The 24,497-nt window shown below is 64.0% G+C and carries 23 protein-coding genes; 3 read left to right on the forward strand and 20 right to left on the reverse strand.

Translation table 11 applies throughout. The features are described 5' to 3' along the window. Positions 1–161: 161 nt before the first annotated feature. The 13 genes from H3H37_RS00940 to H3H37_RS01000 all read right to left on the reverse strand — a co-directional run bounded on the left by H3H37_RS00940 (position 162) and on the right by H3H37_RS01000 (position 10,510). Positions 162–413 carry a glutaredoxin family protein gene (locus tag H3H37_RS00940; RefSeq protein WP_182160265.1) on the reverse strand — a complete coding sequence of 84 codons (252 nt, stop codon included), beginning with the start codon at positions 411–413 and terminating at the stop codon, positions 162–164. 80 nt (positions 414–493) lie between these two features. Then, entirely contained in the window at positions 494–1,987 is a 1,494-nt protein-coding gene (locus H3H37_RS00945; protein WP_182159145.1) for a DegQ family serine endoprotease, read from the reverse strand. 157 nt (positions 1,988–2,144) lie between these two features. After that, a complete protein-coding gene (locus tag H3H37_RS00950) occupies positions 2,145–2,474 on the reverse strand; it encodes a sigma-E factor negative regulatory protein (RefSeq protein WP_182159146.1) in 330 nt (109 codons plus the stop codon). A 91-nt stretch (positions 2,475–2,565) separates the two neighbouring features. Then, positions 2,566–3,168 carry an RNA polymerase sigma factor RpoE gene (gene rpoE, locus H3H37_RS00955; protein WP_182159148.1) on the reverse strand — a complete coding sequence of 201 codons (603 nt, stop codon included), beginning with the start codon at positions 3,166–3,168 and terminating at the stop codon, positions 2,566–2,568. A gap of 88 nt (positions 3,169–3,256) precedes the next feature. Continuing rightward, complete coding sequence (locus H3H37_RS00960; protein WP_182159150.1) at positions 3,257–3,718, reverse strand: hypothetical protein; 462 nt, start codon at positions 3,716–3,718, stop codon at positions 3,257–3,259. A gap of 155 nt (positions 3,719–3,873) precedes the next feature. After that, on the reverse strand, positions 3,874–5,121 hold the full coding sequence (fabF, locus tag H3H37_RS00965) for a beta-ketoacyl-ACP synthase II (protein WP_182159152.1): 1,248 nt from the start codon (positions 5,119–5,121) through the stop codon (positions 3,874–3,876). Between the two features lie 29 nt (positions 5,122–5,150). After that, positions 5,151–5,390, reverse strand: coding sequence for an acyl carrier protein (gene acpP, locus H3H37_RS00970; protein WP_055936274.1), 240 nt, complete (start codon positions 5,388–5,390; stop codon positions 5,151–5,153). Between the two features lie 144 nt (positions 5,391–5,534). Next, positions 5,535–6,281, reverse strand: coding sequence for a 3-oxoacyl-ACP reductase FabG (fabG, locus tag H3H37_RS00975; protein ID WP_182159154.1), 747 nt, complete (start codon positions 6,279–6,281; stop codon positions 5,535–5,537). Between the two features lie 45 nt (positions 6,282–6,326). Next, positions 6,327–7,268, reverse strand: a complete 942-nt coding sequence (fabD, locus tag H3H37_RS00980; protein ID WP_182159156.1) for an ACP S-malonyltransferase — start codon at positions 7,266–7,268, stop codon at positions 6,327–6,329. A gap of 113 nt (positions 7,269–7,381) precedes the next feature. Then, complete coding sequence (locus H3H37_RS00985; protein ID WP_311197374.1) at positions 7,382–8,368, reverse strand: beta-ketoacyl-ACP synthase III; 987 nt, start codon at positions 8,366–8,368, stop codon at positions 7,382–7,384. A 16-nt stretch (positions 8,369–8,384) separates the two neighbouring features. Then, positions 8,385–9,446 (reverse strand): phosphate acyltransferase PlsX, encoded by a 1,062-nt coding sequence (gene plsX, locus H3H37_RS00990; RefSeq protein WP_182159158.1) that lies wholly within the window; start codon positions 9,444–9,446, stop codon positions 8,385–8,387. A 194-nt stretch (positions 9,447–9,640) separates the two neighbouring features. Continuing rightward, positions 9,641–9,823 carry a 50S ribosomal protein L32 gene (gene rpmF, locus H3H37_RS00995; protein WP_072783806.1) on the reverse strand — a complete coding sequence of 61 codons (183 nt, stop codon included), beginning with the start codon at positions 9,821–9,823 and terminating at the stop codon, positions 9,641–9,643. A 189-nt stretch (positions 9,824–10,012) separates the two neighbouring features. Then, complete coding sequence (locus H3H37_RS01000; protein ID WP_182159159.1) at positions 10,013–10,510, reverse strand: YceD family protein; 498 nt, start codon at positions 10,508–10,510, stop codon at positions 10,013–10,015. Between the two features lie 167 nt (positions 10,511–10,677). Between H3H37_RS01000 and H3H37_RS01005 the strand changes: the two genes are divergently transcribed. Next, the gene (locus tag H3H37_RS01005) at positions 10,678–11,298 is read left to right on the forward strand and encodes a Maf-like protein (RefSeq protein ID WP_182159161.1); all 621 of its coding nucleotides are present in this window, start codon (positions 10,678–10,680) and stop codon (positions 11,296–11,298) included. A gap of 48 nt (positions 11,299–11,346) precedes the next feature. Further along, positions 11,347–12,084: an SAM-dependent methyltransferase gene (locus H3H37_RS01010; RefSeq protein ID WP_182159163.1), complete on the forward strand. Its 738-nt coding sequence runs from the start codon at positions 11,347–11,349 to the stop codon at positions 12,082–12,084. A 34-nt stretch (positions 12,085–12,118) separates the two neighbouring features. Here H3H37_RS01010 and H3H37_RS01015 read toward each other — a convergent pair whose 3' ends face one another. The 5 genes from H3H37_RS01015 to H3H37_RS01035 form a co-directional block, all read right to left on the reverse strand. Next, positions 12,119–13,399 carry an EAL and HDOD domain-containing protein gene (locus H3H37_RS01015; protein WP_375539971.1) on the reverse strand — a complete coding sequence of 427 codons (1,281 nt, stop codon included), beginning with the start codon at positions 13,397–13,399 and terminating at the stop codon, positions 12,119–12,121. A gap of 128 nt (positions 13,400–13,527) precedes the next feature. Beyond that, a complete protein-coding gene (locus H3H37_RS01020; RefSeq protein ID WP_229218588.1) occupies positions 13,528–14,757 on the reverse strand; it encodes a 23S rRNA (adenine(2030)-N(6))-methyltransferase RlmJ in 1,230 nt (409 codons plus the stop codon). A gap of 234 nt (positions 14,758–14,991) precedes the next feature. Then, a complete protein-coding gene (gene aceA / locus H3H37_RS01025) occupies positions 14,992–16,290 on the reverse strand; it encodes an isocitrate lyase (RefSeq protein ID WP_182159166.1) in 1,299 nt (432 codons plus the stop codon). A gap of 336 nt (positions 16,291–16,626) precedes the next feature. Continuing rightward, on the reverse strand, positions 16,627–17,121 hold the full coding sequence (gene rraA / locus H3H37_RS01030; RefSeq protein WP_182159168.1) for a ribonuclease E activity regulator RraA: 495 nt from the start codon (positions 17,119–17,121) through the stop codon (positions 16,627–16,629). Positions 17,122–17,157: 36 nt separating this feature from the next. After that, positions 17,158–18,420, reverse strand: a complete 1,263-nt coding sequence (locus H3H37_RS01035) for an MFS transporter (RefSeq protein WP_182159169.1) — start codon at positions 18,418–18,420, stop codon at positions 17,158–17,160. Between the two features lie 104 nt (positions 18,421–18,524). On the opposite strand from H3H37_RS01035, the gene H3H37_RS01040 reads away from it, so the two are divergent. After that, positions 18,525–19,316 carry an AraC family transcriptional regulator gene (locus H3H37_RS01040; RefSeq protein WP_182159171.1) on the forward strand — a complete coding sequence of 264 codons (792 nt, stop codon included), beginning with the start codon at positions 18,525–18,527 and terminating at the stop codon, positions 19,314–19,316. Here H3H37_RS01040 and H3H37_RS01045 read toward each other — a convergent pair. Then, complete coding sequence (locus H3H37_RS01045) at positions 19,310–21,481, reverse strand: methyl-accepting chemotaxis protein (protein WP_229218589.1); 2,172 nt, start codon at positions 21,479–21,481, stop codon at positions 19,310–19,312. The two genes, H3H37_RS01040 and H3H37_RS01045, sit on opposite strands and share 7 nt — an antisense overlap. 397 nt (positions 21,482–21,878) lie before the next feature. After that, positions 21,879–24,467 (reverse strand): ATP-dependent chaperone ClpB, encoded by a 2,589-nt coding sequence (gene clpB / locus H3H37_RS01050; protein WP_182159172.1) that lies wholly within the window; start codon positions 24,465–24,467, stop codon positions 21,879–21,881. Positions 24,468–24,497 lie beyond the last annotated feature (30 nt).

A 24,497-nucleotide genomic window follows, 5' to 3' on the forward strand; every position in this document is an offset into this window, starting at 1 on the left:
AAACGCAAAACAGCAGCAAAACAGTAACTTCACTAACCCGCCATTTTACCGGATTTCAGAGTGGAAAGCCCGTGTTATGACGTGGCAAAGCCACCAAAATATCAAACCGTCAATATTTTGCCGCACAAATTGACGTGTACAGGTGGGAAATAGTTGAGTAATCAAGCAGTTTGACCAGCCAGGGCCAGGCGCACGCGGTCGGCGTCGAGGAAGTAGTGGCACAGCTCGGGCTGGTCGAGGGCGGCGAACAGCACCGGCACCAGTTCGTCGAAGCGCTCGACCAGGGCCGGGTCGGCGTCCACGTCGATCACCTCCACCGTGAACGGACGCTCCGGCGTGTGCAGCAGGTTCAGGGCGTCCAGCATGTCCTGGCACAGGTGGCAATAGCTGCGGGAATAGAGGGTGAAATGCATCATGGATGGACCAGGAAAGAAAACGGGCCGCCCCATGATACAGGACGGCCCGGGAATGGGCGAACGACGGCAGGCCGCGCTTACTTGGCCGTGGGCCGCAGCGAAACGAACTGGGTCACGTCGCCGCGCCGCACCAGCACCACGGACGCCTTTTTCGGGTCCAGCTTGCCCACGGCCGCGTTGAACTGCTTGGCGTCGCGGATGTCGATATTGTTGAGCTGCAAGATCACGTCGCCCTGGCGCAGGCCGGCGCGGGCCGCCGCGCCTTCGGTGGCGTCCACCACCACGCCGCCCTCCACGTCCAGCTCGCGCTTTTGCAACGGGGTCAGGTCGCTGACCTTGAAGCCCAGCGCGTTGGCCGACTCGGCCTTCGGCTTGGCGCCCTCCCCCTTGGCCTTGGCCTTGGCGGTCTTGTCCGGCTCCAGCTCGGCGATGGTCACCTGCACATCCTGCTGCGCGCCCTTGCGCCACAGCGTGATGGTGGCCTGGCTGCCGAGCGCCGTGCCGCCCACCAGGCGCGGCAAGTCGGACGAGCGGTTGATCACCGTGCCATTGAACTTGAGGATGATGTCGCCGGCCCGGATGCCCGCCTTGTCGGCCGGACCACCGGGCTCCACCAGCGACACTTCCGCGCCCTGCGCCGACTTCAGGCCCAGCGACTCGGCCACTTCCTTGCTCAGCTCGCCAATCTGCACGCCGATGCGCCCGCGCGTCACCTTGCCCGTCTTTTTCAGCTGGTCGGCCACGCGCATCGCCTCGTCGATGGGCACGGCGAAGGAAATGCCGTTGTAGCCGCCCGACAGCGTGGCGATCTGCGAGTTGATGCCGATCACCTCGCCGCGCATATTGATCAGCGGCCCGCCCGAGTTGCCGGGATTGACGGCCACGTCGCTCTGGATCAGGGCCAGGTAGTCGCCCGTGTCGCGCGACTTGGCGGAAATGATGCCGGCCGTGACCGTATTTTCCAGGTTGAACGGCGAGCCGATGGCGATCACCCATTCACCCACGCGGATCTTGTTGGAGTCGCCCATGGTCAGCGTGGGCAAGCTCTTGCCGTCGATCTTCAGCAGCGCCACGTCGGTGCGGGCGTCGGCGCCCAGCACCTTGGCCTTGAATTCGCGCTTGTCGGTCAGGGTCACGTACACCTCGTCGGCGCCGTCGACCACGTGGGCATTGGTCATCACGTAGCCGTCGGCCGAGATGATGAAACCGGAACCGATGCCTCGCTGCACCTGCTCATCGGGCGCCTGGCGCCGTCCGCGCGGCGCCTTGCCGCCGGGGCTGGGTGTGGGGATGGCGCCACCGAAGAAACGGCGCAGGAATTCCTGCATTTCCTCGTCACCGGGCATGCCCTGCCCGCCCTGCATCTTGAGGCGCTCAGTGGTGCGGATGTTGACCACGGCCGGACCGGCCTTGTCGACCAGTTCCGTAAAGTCGGGCAAGCCCGCCACGGCCGAGGTGGCCGCCGCGTGGGCGGCCGGGGCCAGGCCCAGCATGGCGGGGGCGAACAATACGCCGGCGCTGACCATCAGCGCGGAAAGAGTCTTACTACCAGTGGAGATGTAATTTTTCATGGAAAGTAGGGTTCTTTGTCGAGTTCGGGAAAACACCACCGCCGCAGGCGGCACACACTGCGGCAGCATGAGCGATGGTAAGCGAAAACGGGTGCTGCCGTATCGGCAAGATGTTACTAATCGCTACTTTTTCAAGGGCTGGGCCGGAACGGCCGGCTCACGACGGCGACATCGCCACGGCCGGCGAGGCGCCCTCGCCGCCGGACGCGGCCGGCCCCGAAGCCGCATCCGTGGCCGATGGCGCCGGCGCGGCGCCGGCCGGGGGCGGCTCGGCCGCCAGCCGGCGGGCCAGCCGGGCCGCGAAACCGTCGCTGAGCGTGCCGGCGGCGCCGTCCCGCAGCGTGTCGCCTATCGCCTGGTAGGCCCGCCAGGCGGCACGGCCATCCTCGCCGCCCAGCGCGGCCAGCGCCAGTTCCCGCTCACTATCGGGCAATTCCCCATCGGCCAGCGCCGAGATGTTTTCACGCAATCGCTTGGAAGTATCCATTCCCTATCCTGCCATGTTCACACCAACCTGCCACGCGGGGATGCCACCAGGAACCGTAACTTGCAGTACCTGCCCCACCATCATTGCCGCCTCACCAACGCTTGTCAACCGGCATATCGAGCAAGGGCCGCAACTTTTCCGCGATCACTTCGCGCGCGCGGAAGATGCGGCTGCGCACCGTACCAATGGGGCAAGCCATGATGTCGGAAATCTCCTCATAGCTCAGGCCCTCGATCTCGCGCAGCGCGATGGCGGTGCGCAGATCCACGGGCAAGGTGTCCATGGCGGCATTGACGGTCTGGGCGATCTGCTTGCTGGCCAGCACGGATTCGGGGGTGTTGATGTCGCGCAAGTGCTCGCCGTCATCGAACGATTCGGCGCGCTCGGCATTGCTCTCGGTGGAAGTGGGCGTGCGCCGCGCCTGCAGCGACAGCGCGTTCTTGGCCGTATTGATGCCGATCCGGTACAACCAGGTGTAGAACGCGGCGTCGCCGCGGAACATGCGCAACGCGCGGTAAGCCTTGATAAACGTTTCCTGCACCACGTCTTCCGCCTCCACCGGGTCATGCACGATGCGCGACAGCAAGCGCATCAGCCGGCGCTGATACTTCGCGACCAGCAGATCGAATGCCTGTTTGTCGCCAGCCTGGACCCGTTCAACCAGCAGCTGGTCGCACTCACGTTCTGTCGTCACGCCCGTCGTCCTCGGTGACCTGCAGCGTGGGCGCATATAGCAATAGAGTTTGCCGGCTGCAAGAAGTTCACGGTTTGCGTCATTTTTTTCATGTCCCGTCCGCCTCGCCGCCGCGCGCGGCCACGGCGCGGCACGCCAGCGCCAATGGACGGAACGCCGCCCGCGTCACGCAGCCCGGCGCCACCAGCACTTCCTGCACCGGCTCACCGGCCCGGCCCAGGCGCAGGAACAGCACGCCGGCCCACAAGGTCGAACCGGCGAGCAGGGTCAGCGGCGGCGCTGGCGCAGGCGGGGCAGGCGCCGGCGCATCCGGCCCTGTCTGTTGGTATACCGTCAGCCGTATCTGGCCAACCGGGGATAGATCAATCCGGCGCGGCTTAGGATTGCCGCCGCGCCAGGGCAAACCGGCCACGCCGGCCGCGACGCACACGGCCGCCCAGCCAGGCCCCGGGCAGGACAGCGCGGACAGCATGACGCCCGCGCAGACGAACAGGCGCGCCAGGCGTACAACAGACGAGGGCCGCACGACGGCCGAGACCGCAATCGACATGGCAACCGACGTGCGAACACGCCGCAGGATGGCAATACGTTTGATGCAAAGGGGATAAAACAGACGCGCCGGCAAGGCCGGGCAATTCAGGCGCCGGCGAATGCCGGCGCCGAATCAGCGCCCATCCTGATTGGACAGGACGGGCGCTAAAAGGTTCACACTTTTCCGAACACGAGACTGCCGTTGGTGCCGCCGAAGCCGAACGAGTTCTTCACTGCATACTCGATCTTCATCGGACGGGCCGTATTGGCACAGAAGTCCAGGTCGCAAGCGGGGTCCTGGTTGAAGATGTTGATGGTCGGTGGCGACACCTGGTGGTGCACCGCCAGTACCGTAAACACTGCTTCCAGGCCGCCGGCGCCGCCCAGCAGGTGACCGGTCATCGACTTGGTCGAATTGATCACCATGTTCTTGGCGTGCGCGCCGAAGGTGCGCTTGATGCCCTGCACTTCCGCCACGTCGCCCAGCGGGGTGGACGTGCCGTGCGCGTTCAGGTAGTTGACCTGGTCCGGATTGACGCCTGCGTGACGCAGGGCGTTGACCACGGACTTGCTGCCGCCGCTGCCATCTTCCAATGGCGAGGTCATGTGATAAGCATCGGCGCTCATCCCAAAGCCCAGCAGTTCAGCGTAGATCTTGGCGCCGCGTGCCTTGGCGTGCTCGTACTCCTCCAGCACCATGACGCCCGCGCCCTCGCCCAGCACGAAGCCGTCGCGGTCGCGGTCCCACGGCCGCGAAGCGGTCGCCGGATCGTCATTGCGGGTGGACAGGGCACGGGCCGAGGCGAAGCCGCCCAGGCCCAGCGGCGATACGGTCGCTTCCGCGCCGCCGGCCACCATCACGTCGGCGTCGCCGTACTCGATCAGACGAGCGGCCGCGCCGATGCTGTGCAGGCCGGTGGTGCAGGCCGTGACGATCGACAGGTTAGGACCACGCATGCCGTACTTGATCGACAGGTTACCCGAGATCATGTTGATGATCGAGGCAGGCACGAAGAACGGGGAGATACGGCGTGGACCACGCTTGTCGTAATCTTCCTTGGTTTCTTCGATCAGCGGCAAGCCGCCGATACCGGAACCGATGATCACGCCGATGCGATCGGCGTTTTCCTCGGTGACGACCACACCGGAGTCCTGCACCGCCTGGATGCCGGCGGCCATGCCGTAATGGATGAAGGTATCCATGTGGCGTGCTTCTTTGGCGGGGATGTAATCCTCGATGTTGAAGCCTTTGACTTCGCCGGCGAACTGGGTGGTAAAGGGTTGCGCATCAAACTTGGTGATGTTGGCGATACCCGATTTCCCCTCGGTGATTGCGCTCCACGCTTCGGCAATGTTATTGCCGACGGGCGTCACGCAGCCAAGGCCGGTGATCACAACACGACGGTTTTTAGAACGGCTCAAGCGATTCTCCTGGAGTCGATCGGACAGGCTTAGGCCTTGACGTGGGCAGTAGCGTAGTCGATCGCTTGCTGCACGGTGGTGATCTTCTCGGCTTGCTCGTCAGGGATTTCCATTTCGAATTCGTCTTCCAGGGCCATCACCAGTTCCACGGTGTCCAGGGAGTCGGCGCCGAGGTCGTCGACGAACGAGGATTCCGTCTTGATGTCTGCTTCAGCGACGCCCAGTTGCTCAGCGACGATTTTCTTAACGCGTTGTTCGATATCCGACATGTTATGGCTCCATTATGTTTGTTACGGAAAGCGCGCATTTTATCAGGTTTGCGCACTGAAAAACTAATTTCGGTGTCTGCTGCTATTTCTACCGAAATCACTACTAAATGATGCGAACGGGCGGCCTACAGCCGCCTGCCCACCTCAATTCATGTACATACCGCCGTTCACGTGCAAGGTCGTGCCGGTGATATAGGCCGCCTGCGGCGAGGCCAGGAAGGCCACGGCGGCGGCGATGTCCTCGGGCTTGCCCAGGCGCGCCAGCGGGATCTGGGTCAACAGGGCGGCGTGCTGCTCCTCGCCCAGCGCCTTGGTCATGTCGGTGTCGATGAAACCGGGCGCCACGCTGTTGACGGTGATGTTGCGGCTGCCGATCTCGCGCGCCAGCGCGCGGCCCATGCCCTCCACGCCGGCCTTGGCGGCCGCGTAGTTCATCTGGCCCGGATTGCCGGCCGACGCCACCACCGAGGTGATGTTGATGATGCGGCCGGTCTTGGCCTTCATCATGCCGCGCAGCACGGCACGCGACAGGCGACCCACGGCCGTCAGGTTGGTGGCGATGACGTTATCCCACTCCTCGTCCTTCATGCGCATGGCCAGCTGGTCCTGGGTGATGCCGGCGTTGTTGACCAGGATGCCGACGGCGCCCCAGGTCTTGCCGATCTCGTCGATGACGGCCGCGCAACGCTCGGCGTCCGTCACGTTCAGCACCATGCCCTGGCCCGCTTCGGCGCCGATCTCAGCCAGGTAGGCGCTGATGGCCTGCGCACCAGCTTCCGAGGTGGCCGTGCCGATCACGCGCGCGCCCTGGCGCGCCAGTTCCTGTGCGATGGCCTTGCCGATGCCGCGCGATGCGCCCGTCACCAGCGCGATTTGATTTGCTAAATTCATGCTTATCCTTATGTGAATGTCGATACTGCCCCAGCGGGGCCGCGCTTACTTGAGCAGCGTCAAAACCCGTTCCAGCGACGCCTGATCCACGATGGCGTCGCCCACCAGGCGCGCATCGATGCGCTTGGTCAGGCCCATCAGCACCTTGCCCGGACCGCATTCGATCACTTGGGTGATGCCGTCATTGGCCACCTTCTGCATGGTTTCCACCCAGCGCACGGGGCTGGCCGCCTGGCGCACCAGCGCATCCTTGATGGCGACCGGGTCGTTGACGACAGCCACGTCGACGTTGTTGATCAGCGGGATCTGCGGCGCGGCGAAGCTCAGGCCAGCCATGTATTCGCGCAGGCGGTCCGAAGCGGGTTTCAGCAGCGACGAGTGGAACGGCGCCGACACGGGCAGCTTCATGGCGCGCTTGGCGCCCTTGGCCTTGGCCAGTTCGCAGGCGCGCTCGACGGCGGCCGTATGGCCGGCGATCACCACTTGCGCCGGCGCATTGAAGTTGACGGGCTCGACCACGGAAGCCGGATCGGCCGCGGCCGCTTCGGCGCAGGCGGCGCGCACGTCGTCGTCGGACAGGCCCAGCACCACGGCCATCGTGCCCTGCCCCACGGGCACGGCTTCCTGCATGGCTTGGGCGCGGAAACGCACCAGCGGCACGGCGTCCTTGAAGGCGATCACGCCGGCGGCCACCAGGGCCGAGTATTCACCGAGGCTGTGGCCAGCCACCACGGTCGGCGCCGGACCGCCGGCCGCCAGCCAGGCGCGGTACACGGCCACGGCGGCCGTCAGCATCACGGGCTGGGTGTTGGTGGTCAGGTCCAGCTCTTCCTTCGGACCTTCAGCGATCAGCTTGCCCAGGTCGAACTGCAGCGCGTCGGACGCCTCGGCCACCGTCTGGGCCACGACCGGATTGCCGGCAAAACCGTCCAGCATCGCAATCGCTTGCGAACCCTGGCCTGGGAATACAAATGCAAATTGAGTCATACGTTATCCGTTTGTTAAGTGGGGCAAAACCCCGAAACCTTACACCGGGCCGCCATTCCGGGAGGCGACCCCGGGCGCGCTTAGAATTCTAATTCTAAATTGCGACCAAAAAATTACATTCGCGCGAGCACTGCACCCCACGTGAAGCCGCCGCCCACGCCTTCCATCATCACGTTCTGGCCGGGCTTGATACGGCCGTCGCGCATGGCGATATCGAGCGCCAGCGGGATCGAGGCGGCCGAGGTGTTGCCGTGCTGGTCCACCGTCACCACCATCTTTTCCGGCGGCATGCCCAGCTTCTTGGCCGTGCTGTTCATGATGCGGATGTTGGCCTGGTGCGGGATCAGCCAGTCGAGCTGGTCGGGCGTCATGCCGGCCTTGTCCAGCGCCTCGTGCGCCACCTTCTCCAGCACGGAGACGGCCAGCTTGAACACGGCCGGACCATCCATGTACAGGAAGCCGCTGCCGGCGATGGCGCCGCCATCGACATTGCCCGGAATGCTGAGCACGTCCGCGTGGCGGCCGTCCGCGTGCAGCTTGGTCGCCAGGATGCCCGGCGTCTCGGACGCCGTCAGCACGATGGCGCCGGCGCCGTCGCCGAACAGCACGCAGGTGCCGCGGTCATCGAAATTGAGGATGCGCGAGAACACTTCGGCGCCGATCACCAGCACGTTCTTGTGCGCGCCCGAACGGATAAAGCTGTCGGCCACGGACACGGCGTACACGAAGCCGCTGCACACGGCCTGCACGTCCACGGCTGCGCCGTTGTTGGTGATGCCCAGCTTGCGCTGCACGATGCAGGCCGTGCTGGGGAAGCTGCCGAAGAAGTCCGGGGTCGAGCTGGCCACGATGATCAGGTCGATGTCGTTGGGCTGCAAACTCGCCATCTCCAGCGCGTTCTTGGCCGCATGCACGGCCAGGTCCGAGGACTTCTGCTCAGGCTCGGCGTAATGGCGGGCCGAAATGCCGCTGCGGGTGACGATCCACTCGTCCGAGGTTTCGATGCCCTTGGCGGCCAGTTGATCGGTCAGATCCTGGTTGGTGACCCGCTTGGGTGGCAGATAGCTGCCGGTGCCGATAATTTTGCTATACAAAGTCATACCGCTTTACCGTCCACTAGATAGTTGAGCCAGGTGCTTCCTGTGCTGTCGTTTCGCGCGGCATCAATTCAGCGATCATGGTCGCCAGATGGGCCAGCACGTCATTTTTTGCAGCATCATACGCGCGTCGGATCGCCCACTCAAAGGAATATGCATCGGCGCCGCCGTGGCTCTTGAACACCAGGCCGCGCAAACCGAGCAGGCTGGCGCCGTTGTAGCGCGACGGATTGACACGGTTGCGCACGGCCTTGAGCGCGCCCATGCCCAGCAGCGCGCCCAGCATGCTAAGCCAGTTACGCTTGAATTCGGCGCGCAGGGTGTCGGCGAACAGGCGGGCCACGCCCTCGATCGCCTTGAGCGTGACGTTGCCCACGAAACCGTCGCACACGACGATATCGGTGGTGCCCTTGAAGATGTCGTTGCCTTCCACGTTACCGTAGAAATTGAGCGCGCCGCGCTCGTGGTCGGCTTGCAGCAGCTTGCTGGTGGCCTTGACCACTTCATTGCCCTTGATGTCTTCCGTACCCACGTTCAGCAGGCCGATGGTGGGACGCTCGATGTGCTCCATCGCGGCCACCAGCACCGAACCCATGATGGCGAACTGGTGCAGGTGGTGCGGTTCGCAGTCGACGTTGGCGCCCAGGTCCAGCATATAGGTGGGACCATTCTTCTGGTTCGGCATGACGCTGCAGATGGCGGGACGGTCGACGCCGGCCATGGTCTTGAGCACATAGCGCGACACGGCCATCAGCGCGCCCGTGTTACCGGCCGACACGCAAGCCTGCGCGCGGCTCTCCTTGACTTGCTCGATCGCCACACGCATGGACGAATCCTTCTTGCGGCGCAGCGCCACTTCCAGCGGATCGTCCATCGTCACCTGCTCGGAGGCGTGCAGCACGGACAGGCGCGGGTGCGCGTCCGCATGGTGTTTTTTCAGCTCGGCGCGGATGACGTCCTCCAATCCAACGAGGATCAGTTCGGCGTCTGGCTCAGAGTTTACGAAGGAAATAGCTGCAGGAATGGTAACCGACGGGCCGTGGTCTCCGCCCATGCAGTCGATAGAAATTTTGATTGTCATTGTTTTGATTCAGTACCACGCTCCGCCCTTCTGGGGCTAGCCGCGGCAAGATGCGGACCTCGATGACGCAGGGTCAACGCGATTCAAAATGACGGTGTGCAAACAGGATTGCAGCCGATGAAAAAAGAAAAAGCGGCGCCACGCAGGTTATGCACCACGTCGCACCGCTTATCTTAGCCCACAAAAAACGTCGATTACTCGTCGTTTTTGGTTTTCAGGACTTTACGACCACGATAGAAGCCGTTAGGGCTGATGTGGTGACGCAGGTGGGTTTCACCGGTGGTTGGCTCGATCGCCAGTTGCGGGGCAACCAGGAAATCGTGCGAACGGTGCATACCGCGCTTCGAAGGGGACTTCTTGTTCTGTTGAACGGCCATGATGACTCCTAATACATAAGTTCTTAAATTTTAACACATTCGACTGGCAAATTCATGCGAATCGAGTATCCCAGCGGCAAAACTGGTCATACTTGCCTTGCCGACATCGTTAAATTGCTTTTACTACGCTTCACTACACAATGCCATACTCGATTACTACACGCGTTTGACACGTCTGTTACCTACTGCTTATTCGGATTTGAGGCCCTTGAGGGCGTCGAATGGCGACGGCTTCGCGCTCTGTGCCGCCTTGACCAGCGCGTCGTCCGGGCAGACGTCGTGCTTGGGCGTATGCGGCAAGGCCAGCAGGGCCTCGTCTTCGACCAGGTCGGCCACGCTCATGCTGCGCGTGCCGACGATCACGTCGATGGTTTCATCATCGATAATTTCTTCGATCTCATCGGCGTGCGCGTCGTCCTTACCGAGCATCAGCAACGTCGAAGAGTTGATCTTGTATGCATAGGGGGTCAGGCAACGCTGGCACACCAACTGCACCGTGCCGCTCACCGACAGACGAATCTGCGGAAAACCCTGCTTGCTGGTGCTGCCTTCGAGCTTCCAGCTGATCGTGCCGGACTGGTCCGCGCAGTCTTTCGTCAAGCGGGTCATCTCGGCGACAGGCGTCACGCCCTCGCTGATCCCGTTCGTGCGACAAAAATCAAATGCGTCGATCACAACAGCGCTCATGGACTAGCTTCCCCGGAAAACCTGCGATAATAACAGGGTTTTCGCCACCGAGTCAAAGCCCCGCGCATTTTTCACGCGCCAAGTCGCTTGTTGCACCGCTTTTTCGTCCGGCGTCAGAGCATATAACATTTCTTCCCACCAAGCCAGCATTGCGGCCAAAATATTGCATGAAGCCTCTCGATACCCTGCCCGTCCACCTTGTTTTAGCCTCCAGCTCCGCCTACCGCAAAGAACTGCTGTCGCGCCTGCACCTGCCATTCGACGTGGCCGTGCCCGACATCGATGAAAGCCCCCTGCCCGGCGAATCGCCGAGCGCGACGGCCCTGCGGCTGGCGCGCGAGAAGGCGGCCGCCGTGGCCGCCCGCCTGCCCGGTAGCGTCGTGATCGGCTCGGACCAGGTGGCCACGCTGGACGACCAGCAGATCGGCAAGCCGGGCAACCACGCCAACGCGCTGCGCCAGTTGCAGCAGATGCGCGGCCGGCGCGTCGTGTTCCACACGGCCCTGTGCGTGTGGGACGGCCGCGCCGCCGATCCGGCCAAGGCCGCCCAGGTGCAGGATATCCAGACCACCGTCACCTTCCGCGACTTGCCGGACACGGAACTGGACGCCTACCTGCGCATCGAGCAACCGTACGATTGCGCCGGCAGCGCCAAGAACGAAGGACTGGGCATCGCCATCCTGGAACGCATCGACAGCAGCGACCCGACCGCGTTGACGGGCTTGCCCTTGATCGCGCTCACTGGCATGCTGCGCCAGATCGGCGTGCCCTTCTTCGGCCTCGCCTGAACCCTCGCCTGAACCATTTCGCACCACTAACAAGAAAAGCACGTATCCATGCCAGGCACTCTTTACCTGATCCCCAACACGCTGGGCGCCACTGAAGCGTTATCCCACGTCATCCCCGAACACGTGCAAGCCACCACGGCCAGCCTCGACTACTTTGTGGCCGAGAACGCCAAGACGGCGCGCGCCTTCCTCAAACTGGTCGGCGCCCAGCATCCGCTGTGCAAGACGCTGCAGGAAATCCAGATCGCCGAACTGAACGTCAACACCCCGCCCCAGGCGCTGGCCGGCCTGCTGGCGCCGCTGCTGGCCGGGCGCGACGCCGGCCTGGTGTCGGAAGCGGGCGTGCCGGCCGTGGCCGACCCCGGCGCCGACCTGGTGCGCCTGGCCCACCAGCACGGCATCCCCGTGCGGCCGCTGGTGGGGCCATCGTCGCTGTTGCTGGCCGTGATGGCGAGCGGCCTGAATGGCCAGAGCTTCGCCTTCAACGGCTACCTGCCCACGGACGCGGCCCAGCGCGCCAAACGCATCCAGGAACTGGAAAAGCGCTCGCGCGCGGAAAAGCAGACCCAACTGTTCATTGAAACCCCGTACCGCAACGCCGCCATGCTGGAAGCGCTGGTGGCGGCCTGCCAACCGGGCACGCTGATCTGCGTGGCGACCGACCTCAGCCTGCCATCGGAAACCATCCGCACCATGACGGGCGCGAAATGGAAAAGCCAGCTGGCCGAAGGCAAGGGCCCGGATTTCCACAAGAAGCCGACGGTGTTTCTGCTGCTGGGGCAGTGATTCACAAGGTCAACGCGACTGTCGGATAAGCATCCTACTGCATCCCATGCGCATAATCATTGACCCAGTCAAACGCCGCCAGCTGAATCGCATACAACTCCGACGGTGACAGCTGCAACTCGTGCAGCATGCGGCTCAGGTGGTGGCCGTCGCCGTCCGTCTCCAGGTGTTCGATCAGGCTCAACATGCTGCCGTACTCGCCGCTGTGGTGCAGCAAGGCGGCGCGCACGTCATCCAGCACGTTGACGCTGTTGAGCACGTCGTTCATGTGGATCGAGAACAGCGTATCCATCAACGACATGATGCCGACCGTGAAGCCAATGTCGGCGCACACGCGCTGGCCGGGGCGCAGCTTTTCCATCAGCAGTTCGATGGTCTTGCCGCGCGTGGTGGCCAGTTGCAGCAAGGGCGAGGTGAATTCCTGCTGCTGCCCCGTCTTCACATACAACAGGATCTGCAGCCAGCGCTGTAACTGGCGCCGTCCGAGCACGACCAGCGCGTGCCCCACGGAATTGATGCGGTAGCGTGCGCCCACGGCCGGCGTGTTCACCAGCCGCAGCAGATTGAGCGTGATCACGGCATCGTGCTTGACGCTGCGTTCGATGGCCTGGGTGTCGGCGTCCTGGTTCAGCAAGTCCAGCAGATGCAGGATGGTCAATTGGGATGGAGCGATCTTCTTGCCGCTGAGGATGACGGGACGGGCGAAATAATAGCCCTGGAAGTATTCGAAGCCCAGCGCCAGGCACTGCTGGAATTCCTCCATCGTTTCCACTTTTTCGGCCAGCAGTTTTTGCCTGGGATGGCGCAATCCCCGCGTCAATGCGGACAGCGCGCCCGGCCGCACATCCTTGATGTCGATCTTGATCACGTCGCACAGCGGCTGCAACTTGCGCACGTCGTCCGATTCGGCCACCACGTCGTCGAGCGCGAACTTGAAGCCGGCCTGCTTGAGCTCCAGCACCCGTTCGAGCACTTCCGGCGTGGCTTTGACGGATTCGAGGATTTCCAGGATCACCTTGTCGGTGGGCAGGAAGTTGATGAAGTCACTCATCAATCCCACCGTGTCGACGTTGACGTACGCCATCTGGTCGCCCACCACCCTGCCCATGCCCAATTCGGACGCATGGGCGATCACGGTGGCGGTGGCTTCGGTGTGGTCGATGAAGCTGGCATGGTTGCGCTCGGGCGCCGTACGGAACAGTAATTCGTAGGCAACCAGGCGTTGTTGCCGGTTGAGAATCGGTTGCCGCGCCAGGAAAAAATTGTTGGCGTACGGCGGTGCTGCGGTGGCTGGCTGCGACAAGGTCATGGACATACCTCAGATCAGCTCTCTCGTGGCCGCGGCGGGTCCGCGACAAGCCCGGCGGGTATGCCTTTGCAACACACCCGTTGATATAAGACTATACCCAGTCGTATAGTCTTGACAATATTTTCTTGTCTAAATCAGGGCTTGCGCGTGCCACTGTTGCGTCCAGGTGTCGCCGGACCGCGGCCACCGCCACCGGCGCCGCCACGGCCACCAGCAGGCCCGTTGCGGGGACCGCCTTGCGGGCCTCGCGCCCCGGACTGCGGACCATTCTGCGCACCGCGCGCACCAGACTGCTGGCCACGCTCGCCCGCTTGCGGGCCCCGTGCACCGGCTTGTGGACCACGCGCACCAGCCTGCGGACCCCGCGCACCACCCAGGGGACCACGTGCGCCAGCCTGCGGACCACGCGCACCGGTTTGCGGGCCACGACCTTCGCCCTCGGCGCCACGCGCGCCCGACGCCCCTGCCCGCCCCGTCACCGGCGTGCCCGATTCCAGCGTGAACCGTGCGCCTTCGTCCTTGCCCAGCGCCTGCACCAGGTAAGGCATGACCTGCTTCAGCATCGGTTCCAGCGTGTACGGTGGATTCAGGATGAACATGCCGCTGCTGTGCAGGCCAAAGCCGTCCGGCATCGGTGTGTGGGTGGTCAGCGTGACATTGAGCCAGTCGCCGGCCGGCAGTTGCTTGAGCTTGTCGGCGAACTGGCGCGACTCCATGCGTTGCAGGATCGGATACCAGACCGCGTAGATGCCGGTGGGGAAACGCACCAGCGCTTCCGCCAGCATGTCCTTGACCTTGCGGTAATCCATCTTGTCTTCATACGGCGGATCGCACAACACCAGCGCGCGGCGCGACGGCGGCGGCAGCAAGGCTTTCAGGCCCAGGAAACCGTCGCCCTTGGTGATGATGACGCGCTTGCCGCGCGTAGTCGGACGCACGCCTTGCTCGGCGGCATGGGCTTCGACCTTACGGAAGTTGTCGGCCAAAATCTTGGCGTCGGCCGGATGCAGTTCGAACAGGCGCAGGCGGTCCTGCTCGCGCGCCACCTGGTCGGCGCAGTATGGCGAACCGGGGTAGTAGCGCATCTTGCCGCTGGGGTTCATGGCCTTGACCAGGTCCACGTATTCCTTCAGCGGCGCGGGCAAGTCGGTGCGGTCCCACAGCGGGCCGATGCCGGTATCGTATTCGGCGTTCTTGGATGCGTAAGTGCCGTCGAGCGCGTACACGCCGGCGCCGGAATGGGTGTCGATGTAGCTGTAGGCCGTATCCTTCTGATTCAGATACTGCAGCAGCTGGATGGTCACGAAATGCTTCAATACATCGGCGTGATTCCCCGCGTGGAAGGCGTGGCGGTAACTCAACATAAGCTTGGTAATTCCTCAAATAGGTGGGCGGTGCGGCGGCGGCATACGCCGCGCGGACGGCGTCCGGCCCGGGACGGACGGCGCGCTGGAACGCGCAAAGCAGCATTATCGCCCAGAAACCCGGTCACGCCAAAAAACCGGGCTGGCGAACGGCGCCCCCCAGAGTATGACCCGCTGCAATAAAGCGCGCCCCGACCCCGGAGTCAGCCCCGGGAGTCTTACCCTACCGACACATCAAGCCACCTTCTTGGCGTCGAAGAACTGCTCGTCTTCCGTCGATCCATGCAAGGCCGTGGTCGAGCTCTGGCCGTTCTGGATGCACTGGGTCACGGCATCGAAATAACCGGTGCCCACTTCGCGCTGGTGCTTGACGGCCGTGAAGCCGCGCTCGGCCGCCGCGAATTCCGCCTCCTGCAATTCCACGAAGGCCGACATCTGGCGCCGCGCGTAGCCGTGCGCGAGGTGGAACATGCCATAGTTGAGGGCATGGAAGCCGGCCAGCGTGATGAACTGGAACTTGTAGCCCATGGCGCCCAGCTCGCGCTGAAACTTGGCGATGGTGGCATCGTCCAGGTTCTTCTTCCAGTTGAACGAAGGCGAGCAATTGTAGGCCAGCATCTTGCCGGGGAATTTAGCATGCACGGCTTCGGCGAAGCGCTTGGCGTAGATCAGGTCCGGCTTGCCCGTCTCGCACCACACGAGGTCGGCGTATGGCGCGTAGGCCAGCGCGCGCGACACGGCTTGCTCCAGGCCCGGCTTGACCTTGTAGAAGCCTTCCACCGTGCGCTCGCCCGTGCAATAGGGCTTGTCGTTATCGTCCACGTCCGAGGTCAGCAAGTCGGCCGCTTCCGCATCCGTGCGGGCGATCACGAGCGTGGAGACGCCCATCACGTCGGCCGCCAGACGGGCCGCCGTCAGCTTCTCCACCGCCTCGCGCGTGGGCACCAGCACCTTGCCGCCCATGTGGCCGCATTTCTTTACGGAGGCCAGCTGGTCCTCGAAGTGCACGCCGGCCGCGCCCGCGTCGATCATGGACTTCATCAGTTCGTAAGCGTTCAGCACGCCGCCGAATCCCGCTTCCGCATCGGCCACGATGGGCGCGAAGTAATCGATGTCGTCCTTGCCTTCGGACCACTGGATCTGGTCCGCGCGCTGGAAGGTGTTGTTGATGCGCTTGACCACCATGGGCACGGAATTGGCCGGATACAGCGATTGGTCGGGATACATTTCGCCGGCCAGGTTGGCGTCGCCCGCCACCTGCCAGCCGGACAGGTAGATCGCCTTCAGCCCGGCCTTCACCTGCTGCATGGCCTGGTTGCCCGTCAGCGCGCCCAGCGCGTTCACATAGGATTCATGGTTCAGCAGGTGCCACAGCTTCTCCGCGCCGCGCTTGGCCAGCGTGTGCTCGATCTGCAGCGAACCGCGCAAGCGCACCACGTCGGCCGCGCTGTAGCCGCGGGTCACGCCTTGCCAGCGCGGATTGGTGTCCCAGTCATGTTGCAGGGCGGCGATTTGCTGTTCACGGGTGGCCATGGTGTTCTCCTCAATTGCGTACTAGCGTTAAAACGAAATCCGTTAAAACCATCATAGCCCCGCTTGTGCCGTGCAACAATACTCTTATATAAGACACATAAGCAGATAAAACACCATAAAAATCAAACTGTTAAGTTTTATTTTTCAGGATACAAAACAGAATTTCTCCCCATGGAAGCAAGCGTTGCCGAAAATCCATAGCGCGTTTTGCGATATGAAACTCGCTTTTCGCCTGATGAAAAAATGGAGAGGATAGACAGGCCGGGCACCATGCCGGCAGGTGGCCGCACCACGGACACGCGTGGTCCGAGGTGCGGGAGAAGGAAAAGCAGGGAGTTACGCCAGTTTCTGTTGCGCCACAAGCACACCGTCCGCGTCGACGTAGATCCAGTCGCCCGGACGCACGGTCACGCCGGCGATCTGCACCTGGATGTCGCGCTCGCCCGCGCCACGCTTGCTGCTCTTTTGCGGATGCGCGCCCAACGCGCGCACGCCGATGGCGCAAGCGTTGATTTCATCGGTGTCGCGGATGCAGCCGTTGACCACGATGCCAGCCCAGCCATTGTCCTGCGCCAGCAAGCCCAACTGGCCACCGACCAGCGCGCGGCGCAGGCTGCCGCCGCCGTCGATCACCAGCACGTTGCCGTTGCCGGGCGTTTCCAGCGTGCTGCGCACCAGCGCATTGTCCTCGAACACCTTGAGCGTGGTGGCGCGGCCGGCGAAACGCACGTGCTGGCCGTAGTGGCGGAACACGGGCGGCAGCACGGCCAGGCGGCCATCGTCCAGCATGGCGGCGTTGTCGTCGCACAGATCGGTGGTTGCAAAACTCATCGTCATTTCCAGTGGGTGGTTAAGATGGCGACCATTCTAAGCCGTTTGCGGCTGGGGCGGGCGAACTTGGCCACCCACGCCCAGCGCCGTGACGATCACCAGCGCCTGGAACACGGCGATGCCGACGAACACCCCGGCCGGATGGCCGCCATCCATCAAGGCGCCGAACAACAGCGGCCCCAGCGCCAGTCCGCTGTCCAGTCCCGAATAGACCACGCCAAACACGCGGCCGGTGGCGTTGGCCGGCGCCGCGCTGCGAATCATCAGGTCGCGCGAGGGACCGGCCACGCCCGTCACCAGGCCGATCAGCCCCATCAGGACCAGCGCCAGCCAGGCCGGCACCACGGCCGTCGCCAGCACCAGCGCCATCAGCGCGGCCAGCGCGAACGCCAGCATGATGGCGCGCTCGTGGCGCACCGAGCCCGCGCCGAGGAAGCCGCCATACAGCGTGCCCACCGCTGACGCCACCATGTAGGCCGTGTAGCCGGAAGCGGCCCAGGCCAGCGGCATGCCGTACAGCGACACCAGGCTGGTGACGGCGAACGACTGGATGCCGGCCAGCGCGGCGGCGGAGATCAGGAAGAAGGCGAAGCACATCCACACCACGCGCAGGCGCAGGAAGGCGAACGAGCCCTCGCGCGCGCCGCCCGCGTGCGCGGCGTGCGGCATGGAGCGCAGCGCATGGCGTTGCCAGACCAGCAGCGCCAGCACGGCGCACGGCACGGCCGCCGCGCACAGCAGCGCCGTGCGCCAGTCCGTGCGGCTGGCCACAAAGGTCAGGAACAGCGGCGACACGGCCCAGCCGATGTTGCCGCTGATGGCATGCACGGAAAAGCCATGCGCCAGCCGGCTGCGGGTCACGTGCTCGTTGAGGATGGTGTAGTCGGCCGGGTGGAACACGCTGTTGCCGCAGCCGGCCACGAAGGCGCCCACCACCAGCATGGCGTAGCTATGCGCACCCGACAGCAGCAACGCGGACAAGCCCAGCAAGCTGATGCCGCCGAACAGCACGCTGCGCGCGCCCAGCCGGTCGACGATGAAGCCGGCCATCGCCTGCCCCACGCCGGACACGGTAAAGAACACCGTCATCAGCAGTCCCAGCTCCGCATAACTGAGTTGGAAAGCCGGCTTGAGCCAGGGGATCAGAGCGGCCAGGATCACGTGGTAGAAGTGCGAGGTGCCGTGCGCCAAGCCGACCAGGCCGATCACGCGGGCATCGCGCCGAAGCGCGTCGGCGCCGTCCGTGGGGATGGGCGTGGCAGCGGCCGCCGGGATGGCGGGGGAGGTATTGCTACGCATAAGTCGCTCCGGTTACAAAAAAGGTAAGCCAGTGTAAGCAATTCACGCGCGGCTGATTTAAGATAGCATGACAAAATTTATCGCAAACCTGCCAAACACACTGCATGGCCATTCCCATCGTTACCCACACCAATGTCAACTGGCGCCGCAACGCCCCCACCCCGGAGCGGCCGCTCACCATGTCCGGCCGCGACCTGCAGGCGGACGAGTCGCTGCTGCCCCACTCCCATCCGTGGGGCCAGGTGACGTATGCGCTGCAAGGCGTGATGCGGGTCACGGCCAACAACAGCAGCTGGATCGTGCCGCCGCTGCGGGCCATCTGGATCGCGCCCAACGTGGAACACGCCATCACGGTGCTGGAACCGACCCTGCTGCGGCCCCTGTTCGTGCATGCCGAACGGGCCCCGTTCGCCGGCGCCCTGTGCCAGGTGCTGGAGGTATCGAACCTGCTGCGCGAGCTGATCGTGGCGCTGGAACAGCATGACCCGGACGAGCCTTCGACGCGCGTCACGCTGCTGGGGGAGTTGATCCTCGACGAACTGTCCCGCTCGGCCACGCGTCCGATCCGGGTCCCGCTGCCGGAGGACAAGCGGCTCAAGGCCCTGTGCGCGGCCCTGATCGCCGAGCCGGGCGCCGACCACACCTTGAAGGAATGGGCGGCCCGGGTGGGCGCCTCCGAACGCACGCTGGCGCGGCTGTTCGAACGCGAGCTGGGCATGGGCTTCGGCCAGTGGCGCCAGCAGGTGCGGCTGGCGCACGCCGCACCCATGATCGCGCGCGGCACGCCGTTGCTGCTGGTGGCCCAGGAACTGGGCTACACCAGCCAGTCGGCGTTTTCCGCCATGTTCAAGAAGACCTTCGGCTGCTCGCCGTCCGCCTTCTTCGACTATCAATAACGAACGAAGTCGGCTTCGTCGGGTTCGCCGATGTTGCCCGCCAGGATGTGCGGGGAGAACTGGCGCGGCTTGATCATCTTGATCGCATCGCGCTGGGGCCGCCGCTTGGAGCCGGTGTTGAGCGTGAAGAAGCCCATGGTCTGCTGCAGTTCCTCGGCCTGGCTGCTCATCTGCTCGGCCGTGGACGCCAGCTCCTCCGAACCGGAAGCGTTCTGCTGGGTGGTCTGGCTCAGCTGGCTGATGGCCGAATTAATCTGGCCCAGCCCCACCGACTGCTCCTCCGAGGCGCCCGTGATCTCCTGCACCAGGTCGGAGGTGCGCTTGATGTTGGGCACCATGGCGCCCAGCATCTGCCCTGCCCGCTCAGCGAGGTTGACACTGCCGCTGGCCACCTCCGCGATCTCCTGCGCCGCCACCTGGCTGCGCTCGGCCAGCTTGCGCACTTCGGCGGCCACCACGGCGAAGCCCTTGCCGTGCTCGCCGGCACGGGCCGCCTCGATGGCCGCGTTCAGGGCCAGCAGATTGGTCTGGTAAGCGATGTCGTCGATGATCAGGACCTTGGTGGCGATCTGCTTCATGGCCGAGACGGTCGAGCGCACCGCCTCGCCGCCCTCGCTGGCCTCGCTGGCGGCCTTGCTGGCCATGGCGTCCGTGACCTTGGCGTTTTCCGTATTCTGCGCCACGGAGGCCGTCATTTCCTCCACCGAAGCGGAAGTCTGCTCGACGCTGCTGGCCTGCTCGCTGGCGGCCTGGGCCAGCGACTGGGCGGTGGCGCTCACTTCCTCGGAGGCGGCGGCCAGCGCCTCGGCGCTGTTGTTGACCTCGGCCACCACCTGAGCCAGCTTGGCCACCGTATTGTTTGCGTATTCCTTCAATTCCGCGAACGCACCTTCATACTGCTTGTCGATGGTCTTGGTCAGGTCGCCGTCCGACATGGCGCCCATCACGCGCACCACGTCGGCGATGCTGGCGCCGGTGGTGACGGCCAACTGGTTCAAGCCCTCGCCCATTTCACGCTGGAAGCCCTTGAGGCCATTCAAATCGACGCGCGCCTCGAAGTCGCCCCGGTTGGCGGCCGCCACCACCGCGCGCTGGCCATCGACCACCTGGGCCAGCTTGGCCACGGTGTTGTTGGCATACTGCTTGAGCTCGCCAAACGCGCCCTCGTACTGCTGGTCTATCGTTTTGCTGAGGTCGCCATCGGAGACGGCGCCCATCACCCGCACCACGTCGGCGATGCTGGCGCCGGTGGTGGTGGCCAACTGGTTCAAGCCTTCGCCCATTTCACGCTGGAAGCCCTGCAAGCCGTTCAAGTCCACGCGCGCATCGAAATTGCCGCGGTTGGCGGCCGCCACCACGGCGCGCTGGCCGTTGACCACCTGCTGCAGCTTGCCGACCATTTCCTTGACCGCGAACAGCATGCTGCTGGTGTCGCCGGGCTTGGTGCGCACTTCGCTGTTGAGGTCGCCATTAGCCACTTTCTCCATCAGGGCGGCCGCATAGCCCGGCTCGCCGCCGAGGCGACGCACCAGGTCGAAGGTGATCATGCAGGCGATCACGACCGCCGCCAGCACCGCCACGGCCGACAACACGATCACCAGCCGGCGCGTGTCGATGTAGTTGGCGTCGGCCGCCGCCGATTCCTGGTCCATCAGCTCACTCTGGAATTTGGCCATCGTCTCCAGCGACGCCCAGTAGGCATTGTTGGCGTCCGCGAACTCGCCGCGCAGGAACTCGGCGGCCCGCTTGGGGTCCGTCTTGGCCAGCGCGTACAACTGTTCGTACTTGGGGTTGAGCGCACTGTTCTTTTCCATGATGTCCTTGAACAGCACCTGGCCCTTCTCGGTGCTGATCAGCTTTTCCATTTTGGCCAGCGCGTCGGCGACCTTGGGCCGGTTACCTTCGACGGAACGGCGGAACTTCTCGCGCTCCTCGTCGCTCGTGGACAGCAGCATGCTGCGCAACAAGCGGCCATTGTCGATGGTGCGCTTGATGGCCTCGTTCGACAGCACGACCTTGGGGTAGCGGTCGGACGTGATTTTTCGTATGCCCTCGTTCATGGCGCCCAGCCGCATCACGCTCACCACCGACAGCACCAGCAACAACACGACGACGGCGCCAAATCCCAGGCCCAGGCGGGTGGCCACTTTCATATTTGCGAACATCTCAACTCCCAGTAAGTGTGGAACGTCATCTGACGTGACGGTGGAAACGCCGGAAACAGACTAAAAGCGGATCTAAGACGGATCAAAAAACGGATCAAAAAACGGATCAAAAACGCGACAGGACGTCGCGGATAGGAACAGGTGCGGGTGGGTGTTGCGGGCCGGACGCGGGCCGGCGCATGCAGGTCATCGACATCACATCCCCCCTAGAAATGCGCAGCAATGAAAGCCAAACCGTGACGCATATCATGTCACGCGTTCGTGACGGATTGCAAGAAATTTGAGCGAGGGGAAAAGCACTGCTGGGGTGGCGCGCAACAGATTGTCTGCCACAAAAAAAAAAGGCCGGGGATGGCATGCACCCATCCCCGGCCAGCGAACGCCGTGGCGGCGTCGCTTACTGCTGGGCTTCGAACACCAACTCGCCGTTGCGGGCGTCGATCTGTATCGTCTGCTTGGGCCCGAAGTTGCCCTGCAGAATCAACTTGGACAGCGGATTCTCGATCTGCTGCTGGATCGCCCGTTTCAGCGGCCGCGCGCCATACACGGGATCGTAGCCGGCCTCCGCGATCTTCTGCAGCGCCGCCTGGGTCACCGTGAGCGCCATGTCCATCTTGGCCAGGCGGTCCTCCAGGATCTTCAGCTGGATCTTGGCGATGGCGCCGATGTTCTTCTCATCGAGGCCATGGAACACGACGATCTCGTCGATCCGGTTGATGAACTCGGGGCGGAAGTGCGAACGCACCTCGGCCATCACGGACAGTTTGATCACGGCCGGATCGGCATCCTCCATCGACTGGATCTTGTGCGAACCCAGGTTGGAGGTCATGATGATCACCGTGTTCTTGAAGTCCACCGTGCGGCCCTGGCCATCGGTCATGCGGCCATCGTCGAGCGCCTGCAGCAGCACGTTGAACACGTCCGGGTGCGCCTTCTCCACCTCGTCCAGCAGGATCACGCTGTACGGCTTGCGGCGCACGGCTTCCGTCAGGTAGCCGCCCTCGTCGTAGCCCACGTAGCCGGGCGGCGCGCCGATCAGGCGGGCCACCGAATGTTTCTCCATGAACTCGCTCATGTCGATGCGGATCATCGATTCCTCGGTATCGAACAGGAAGCCGGCCAGCGCCTTGCTCAGCTCGGTCTTACCGACGCCCGTCGGGCCCAGGAACATGAACGAGCCATACGGACGGTTGGGGTCCGACAGGCCGGCGCGCGAACGGCGGATGGCGTCGGCCACGGCGGAAATCGCCTCGTCCTGGCCCACCACGCGCTCGTGCAGCTTTTCCTCGATGTGCAGCAGCTTGTCGCGCTCACCCTGCATCATGCGCGACACGGGAATGCCGGTGGCGCGCGACACGACCTCGGCAATCTCCTCGGCCCCGACCTGGGTACGCAGCAGCTTGGGCTGGCCTTCCTTGCCGGCGGAGGCGCCCGCGTCGGCCTGCTTGAGCTGGGCTTCCAGTTCCGGCAGGCGGCCGTATTGCAGCTCGGAGACGCGCTGCCAGTTGCTCTCGCGCGTGGCCTGCTCCATCTGCAGCTTGATGCGGTCGATCTCTTCCTTGATGTGGGAGCTGCCCTGCACCACGGCCTTCTCGGCCTTGAGCACTTCCTCCAGGTCCGCCAGTTCGCGGCCCAGCTTGACGATTTCCTCCTCGATCAGGCCCAGGCGGCGGCGCGAACCCTCGTCCGACTCCTTCTTGACGGCTTCCTTCTCGATCTTCAGCTGGATCAAACGGCGTTCCAGCTTGTCCATCACTTCCGGCTTGGAATCGATCTCGATCTTGATCTTGGAGGCGGCCTCGTCGATCAGGTCGATCGCCTTGTCGGGCAGGAAGCGGTCGGTGATGTAGCGGTGCGACAATTCGGCCGCCGCGATGATGGCCGCGTCCGAAATGGCCACCTGGTGGTGCAGCTCATACTTGTCCTGCAGGCCGCGCAGGATGGCGATGGTGGCTTCCACGGTCGGCTCGTCGACCAGGATCTTCTGGAAGCGGCGCTCCAGCGCGGCGTCCTTCTCGATGTACTTGCGGTATTCGTCCAGCGTGGTGGCGCCCATGCAGTGCAGTTCGCCACGGGCCAGGGCCGGCTTCAGCATATTGCCGGCGTCCATCGCCCCTTCCGCCTTGCCGGCGCCCACCATGGTGTGCAGCTCGTCGATGAAGACGATGGTCTGGCCTTCGTCCATGGCCAGTTCCTTGAGCACGGCTTTCAGGCGCTCCTCGAACTCGCCGCGGTACTTGGCGCCGGCCAGCAGGGCCGCCATGTCCAGCGACAGCACGCGCTTGCCCTTGAGCGAATCGGGCACCTCGTTGTTGACGATGCGCTGCGCCAGGCCTTCCACGATGGCGGTCTTGCCGACGCCCGGTTCACCGATCAGCACCGGGTTGTTCTTGGTCCGGCGCTGCAACACCTGGATGGCGCGGCGGATCTCGTCGTCGCGGCCGATCACGGGGTCGAGCTTGCCGGCGCGGGCGCGCTCGGTCAGGTCCAGCGTATATTTCTTGAGCGCTTCGCGCTGGCCTTCGGCTTCCTGGCTATCCACCTTGTTGCCGCCACGGACGGCGGAAATGGCCGCTTCCAGCGCCTTGCGGGTCAGGCCGTTCTCGCGCGACAGTTTGCCGGCGTCGGACTTGTCGTCCGTCAGCGCCAGCAGCACCATTTCGCTGGAAACGAACTGGTCGCCGCGCTTCTGCGATTCCTTGTCGGCCAGGTTCAGGACGGAGACGAATTCACGGCTGACCTGCACGTCGCCGCCCGTGCCAGACACCTTGGGCAGGCGCTGGATCGAGGATTTCAAGGCGTTGGCCAGCCCGTTGACGTTGACGCCGGCCCGCTGCAACAGCGAGCGGGCGGCGCCGTCGTCCTGGTTCAGCAGGGCCGTCAGCAGGTGGACTGGTTCAATGTAGGGATTGTCATTGCCGACGGCAAGGCTTTGCGCATCGGCCAGCGCTTCTTGTAATTTGGTAGTGAGCTTGTCTTGACGCATGGGAGTGCTCCAAAGAATTTTTAACTTACC

Origin of the sequence: Rugamonas brunnea, assembly GCF_014042345.1 — a bacterium.
Taxonomy (GTDB): Bacteria; Pseudomonadota; Gammaproteobacteria; order Burkholderiales; family Burkholderiaceae_D; genus Rugamonas; species Rugamonas brunnea.

Bases quoted from the DNA above. Each gene is read 5' to 3' on its own strand.
- H3H37_RS00945 (WP_182159145.1), bottom strand. From the start codon at position 1,987: ATGAAAAATTACATCTCCACTGGTAGTAAGACTCTTTCCGCGCTGATG.
- acpP (WP_055936274.1), bottom strand. From the start codon at position 5,390: ATGTCGGATATCGAACAACGCGTTAAGAAAATCGTCGCTGAGCAACTG.
- H3H37_RS01000 (WP_182159159.1), bottom strand. From the start codon at position 10,510: ATGAGCGCTGTTGTGATCGACGCATTTGATTTTTGTCGCACGAACGGG.
- H3H37_RS00960 (WP_182159150.1), bottom strand. From the start codon at position 3,718: ATGTCGATTGCGGTCTCGGCCGTCGTGCGGCCCTCGTCTGTTGTACGC.
- aceA (WP_182159166.1), bottom strand. From the start codon at position 16,290: ATGGCCACCCGTGAACAGCAAATCGCCGCCCTGCAACATGACTGGGAC.
- H3H37_RS01010 (WP_182159163.1), top strand. From the start codon at position 11,347: ATGCCAGGCACTCTTTACCTGATCCCCAACACGCTGGGCGCCACTGAA.
- fabG (WP_182159154.1), bottom strand. From the start codon at position 6,281: ATGAATTTAGCAAATCAAATCGCGCTGGTGACGGGCGCATCGCGCGGC.
- H3H37_RS01035 (WP_182159169.1), bottom strand. From the start codon at position 18,420: ATGCGTAGCAATACCTCCCCCGCCATCCCGGCGGCCGCTGCCACGCCC.
- H3H37_RS01020 (WP_229218588.1), bottom strand. From the start codon at position 14,757: ATGTTGAGTTACCGCCACGCCTTCCACGCGGGGAATCACGCCGATGTA.
- fabD (WP_182159156.1), bottom strand. From the start codon at position 7,268: ATGACTCAATTTGCATTTGTATTCCCAGGCCAGGGTTCGCAAGCGATT.
- H3H37_RS00950 (WP_182159146.1), bottom strand. From the start codon at position 2,474: ATGGATACTTCCAAGCGATTGCGTGAAAACATCTCGGCGCTGGCCGAT.
- plsX (WP_182159158.1), bottom strand. From the start codon at position 9,446: ATGACAATCAAAATTTCTATCGACTGCATGGGCGGAGACCACGGCCCG.
- rpmF (WP_072783806.1), bottom strand. From the start codon at position 9,823: ATGGCCGTTCAACAGAACAAGAAGTCCCCTTCGAAGCGCGGTATGCAC.
- clpB (WP_182159172.1), bottom strand. From the start codon at position 24,467: ATGCGTCAAGACAAGCTCACTACCAAATTACAAGAAGCGCTGGCCGAT.
- H3H37_RS01040 (WP_182159171.1), top strand. From the start codon at position 18,525: ATGGCCATTCCCATCGTTACCCACACCAATGTCAACTGGCGCCGCAAC.
- H3H37_RS01005 (WP_182159161.1), top strand. From the start codon at position 10,678: ATGAAGCCTCTCGATACCCTGCCCGTCCACCTTGTTTTAGCCTCCAGC.
- H3H37_RS00985 (WP_311197374.1), bottom strand. From the start codon at position 8,368: ATGACTTTGTATAGCAAAATTATCGGCACCGGCAGCTATCTGCCACCC.
- H3H37_RS00940 (WP_182160265.1), bottom strand. From the start codon at position 413: ATGCATTTCACCCTCTATTCCCGCAGCTATTGCCACCTGTGCCAGGAC.
- rraA (WP_182159168.1), bottom strand. From the start codon at position 17,121: ATGAGTTTTGCAACCACCGATCTGTGCGACGACAACGCCGCCATGCTG.
- H3H37_RS01045 (WP_229218589.1), bottom strand. From the start codon at position 21,481: ATGTTCGCAAATATGAAAGTGGCCACCCGCCTGGGCCTGGGATTTGGC.
- H3H37_RS01015 (WP_375539971.1), bottom strand. From the start codon at position 13,399: ATGTCCATGACCTTGTCGCAGCCAGCCACCGCAGCACCGCCGTACGCC.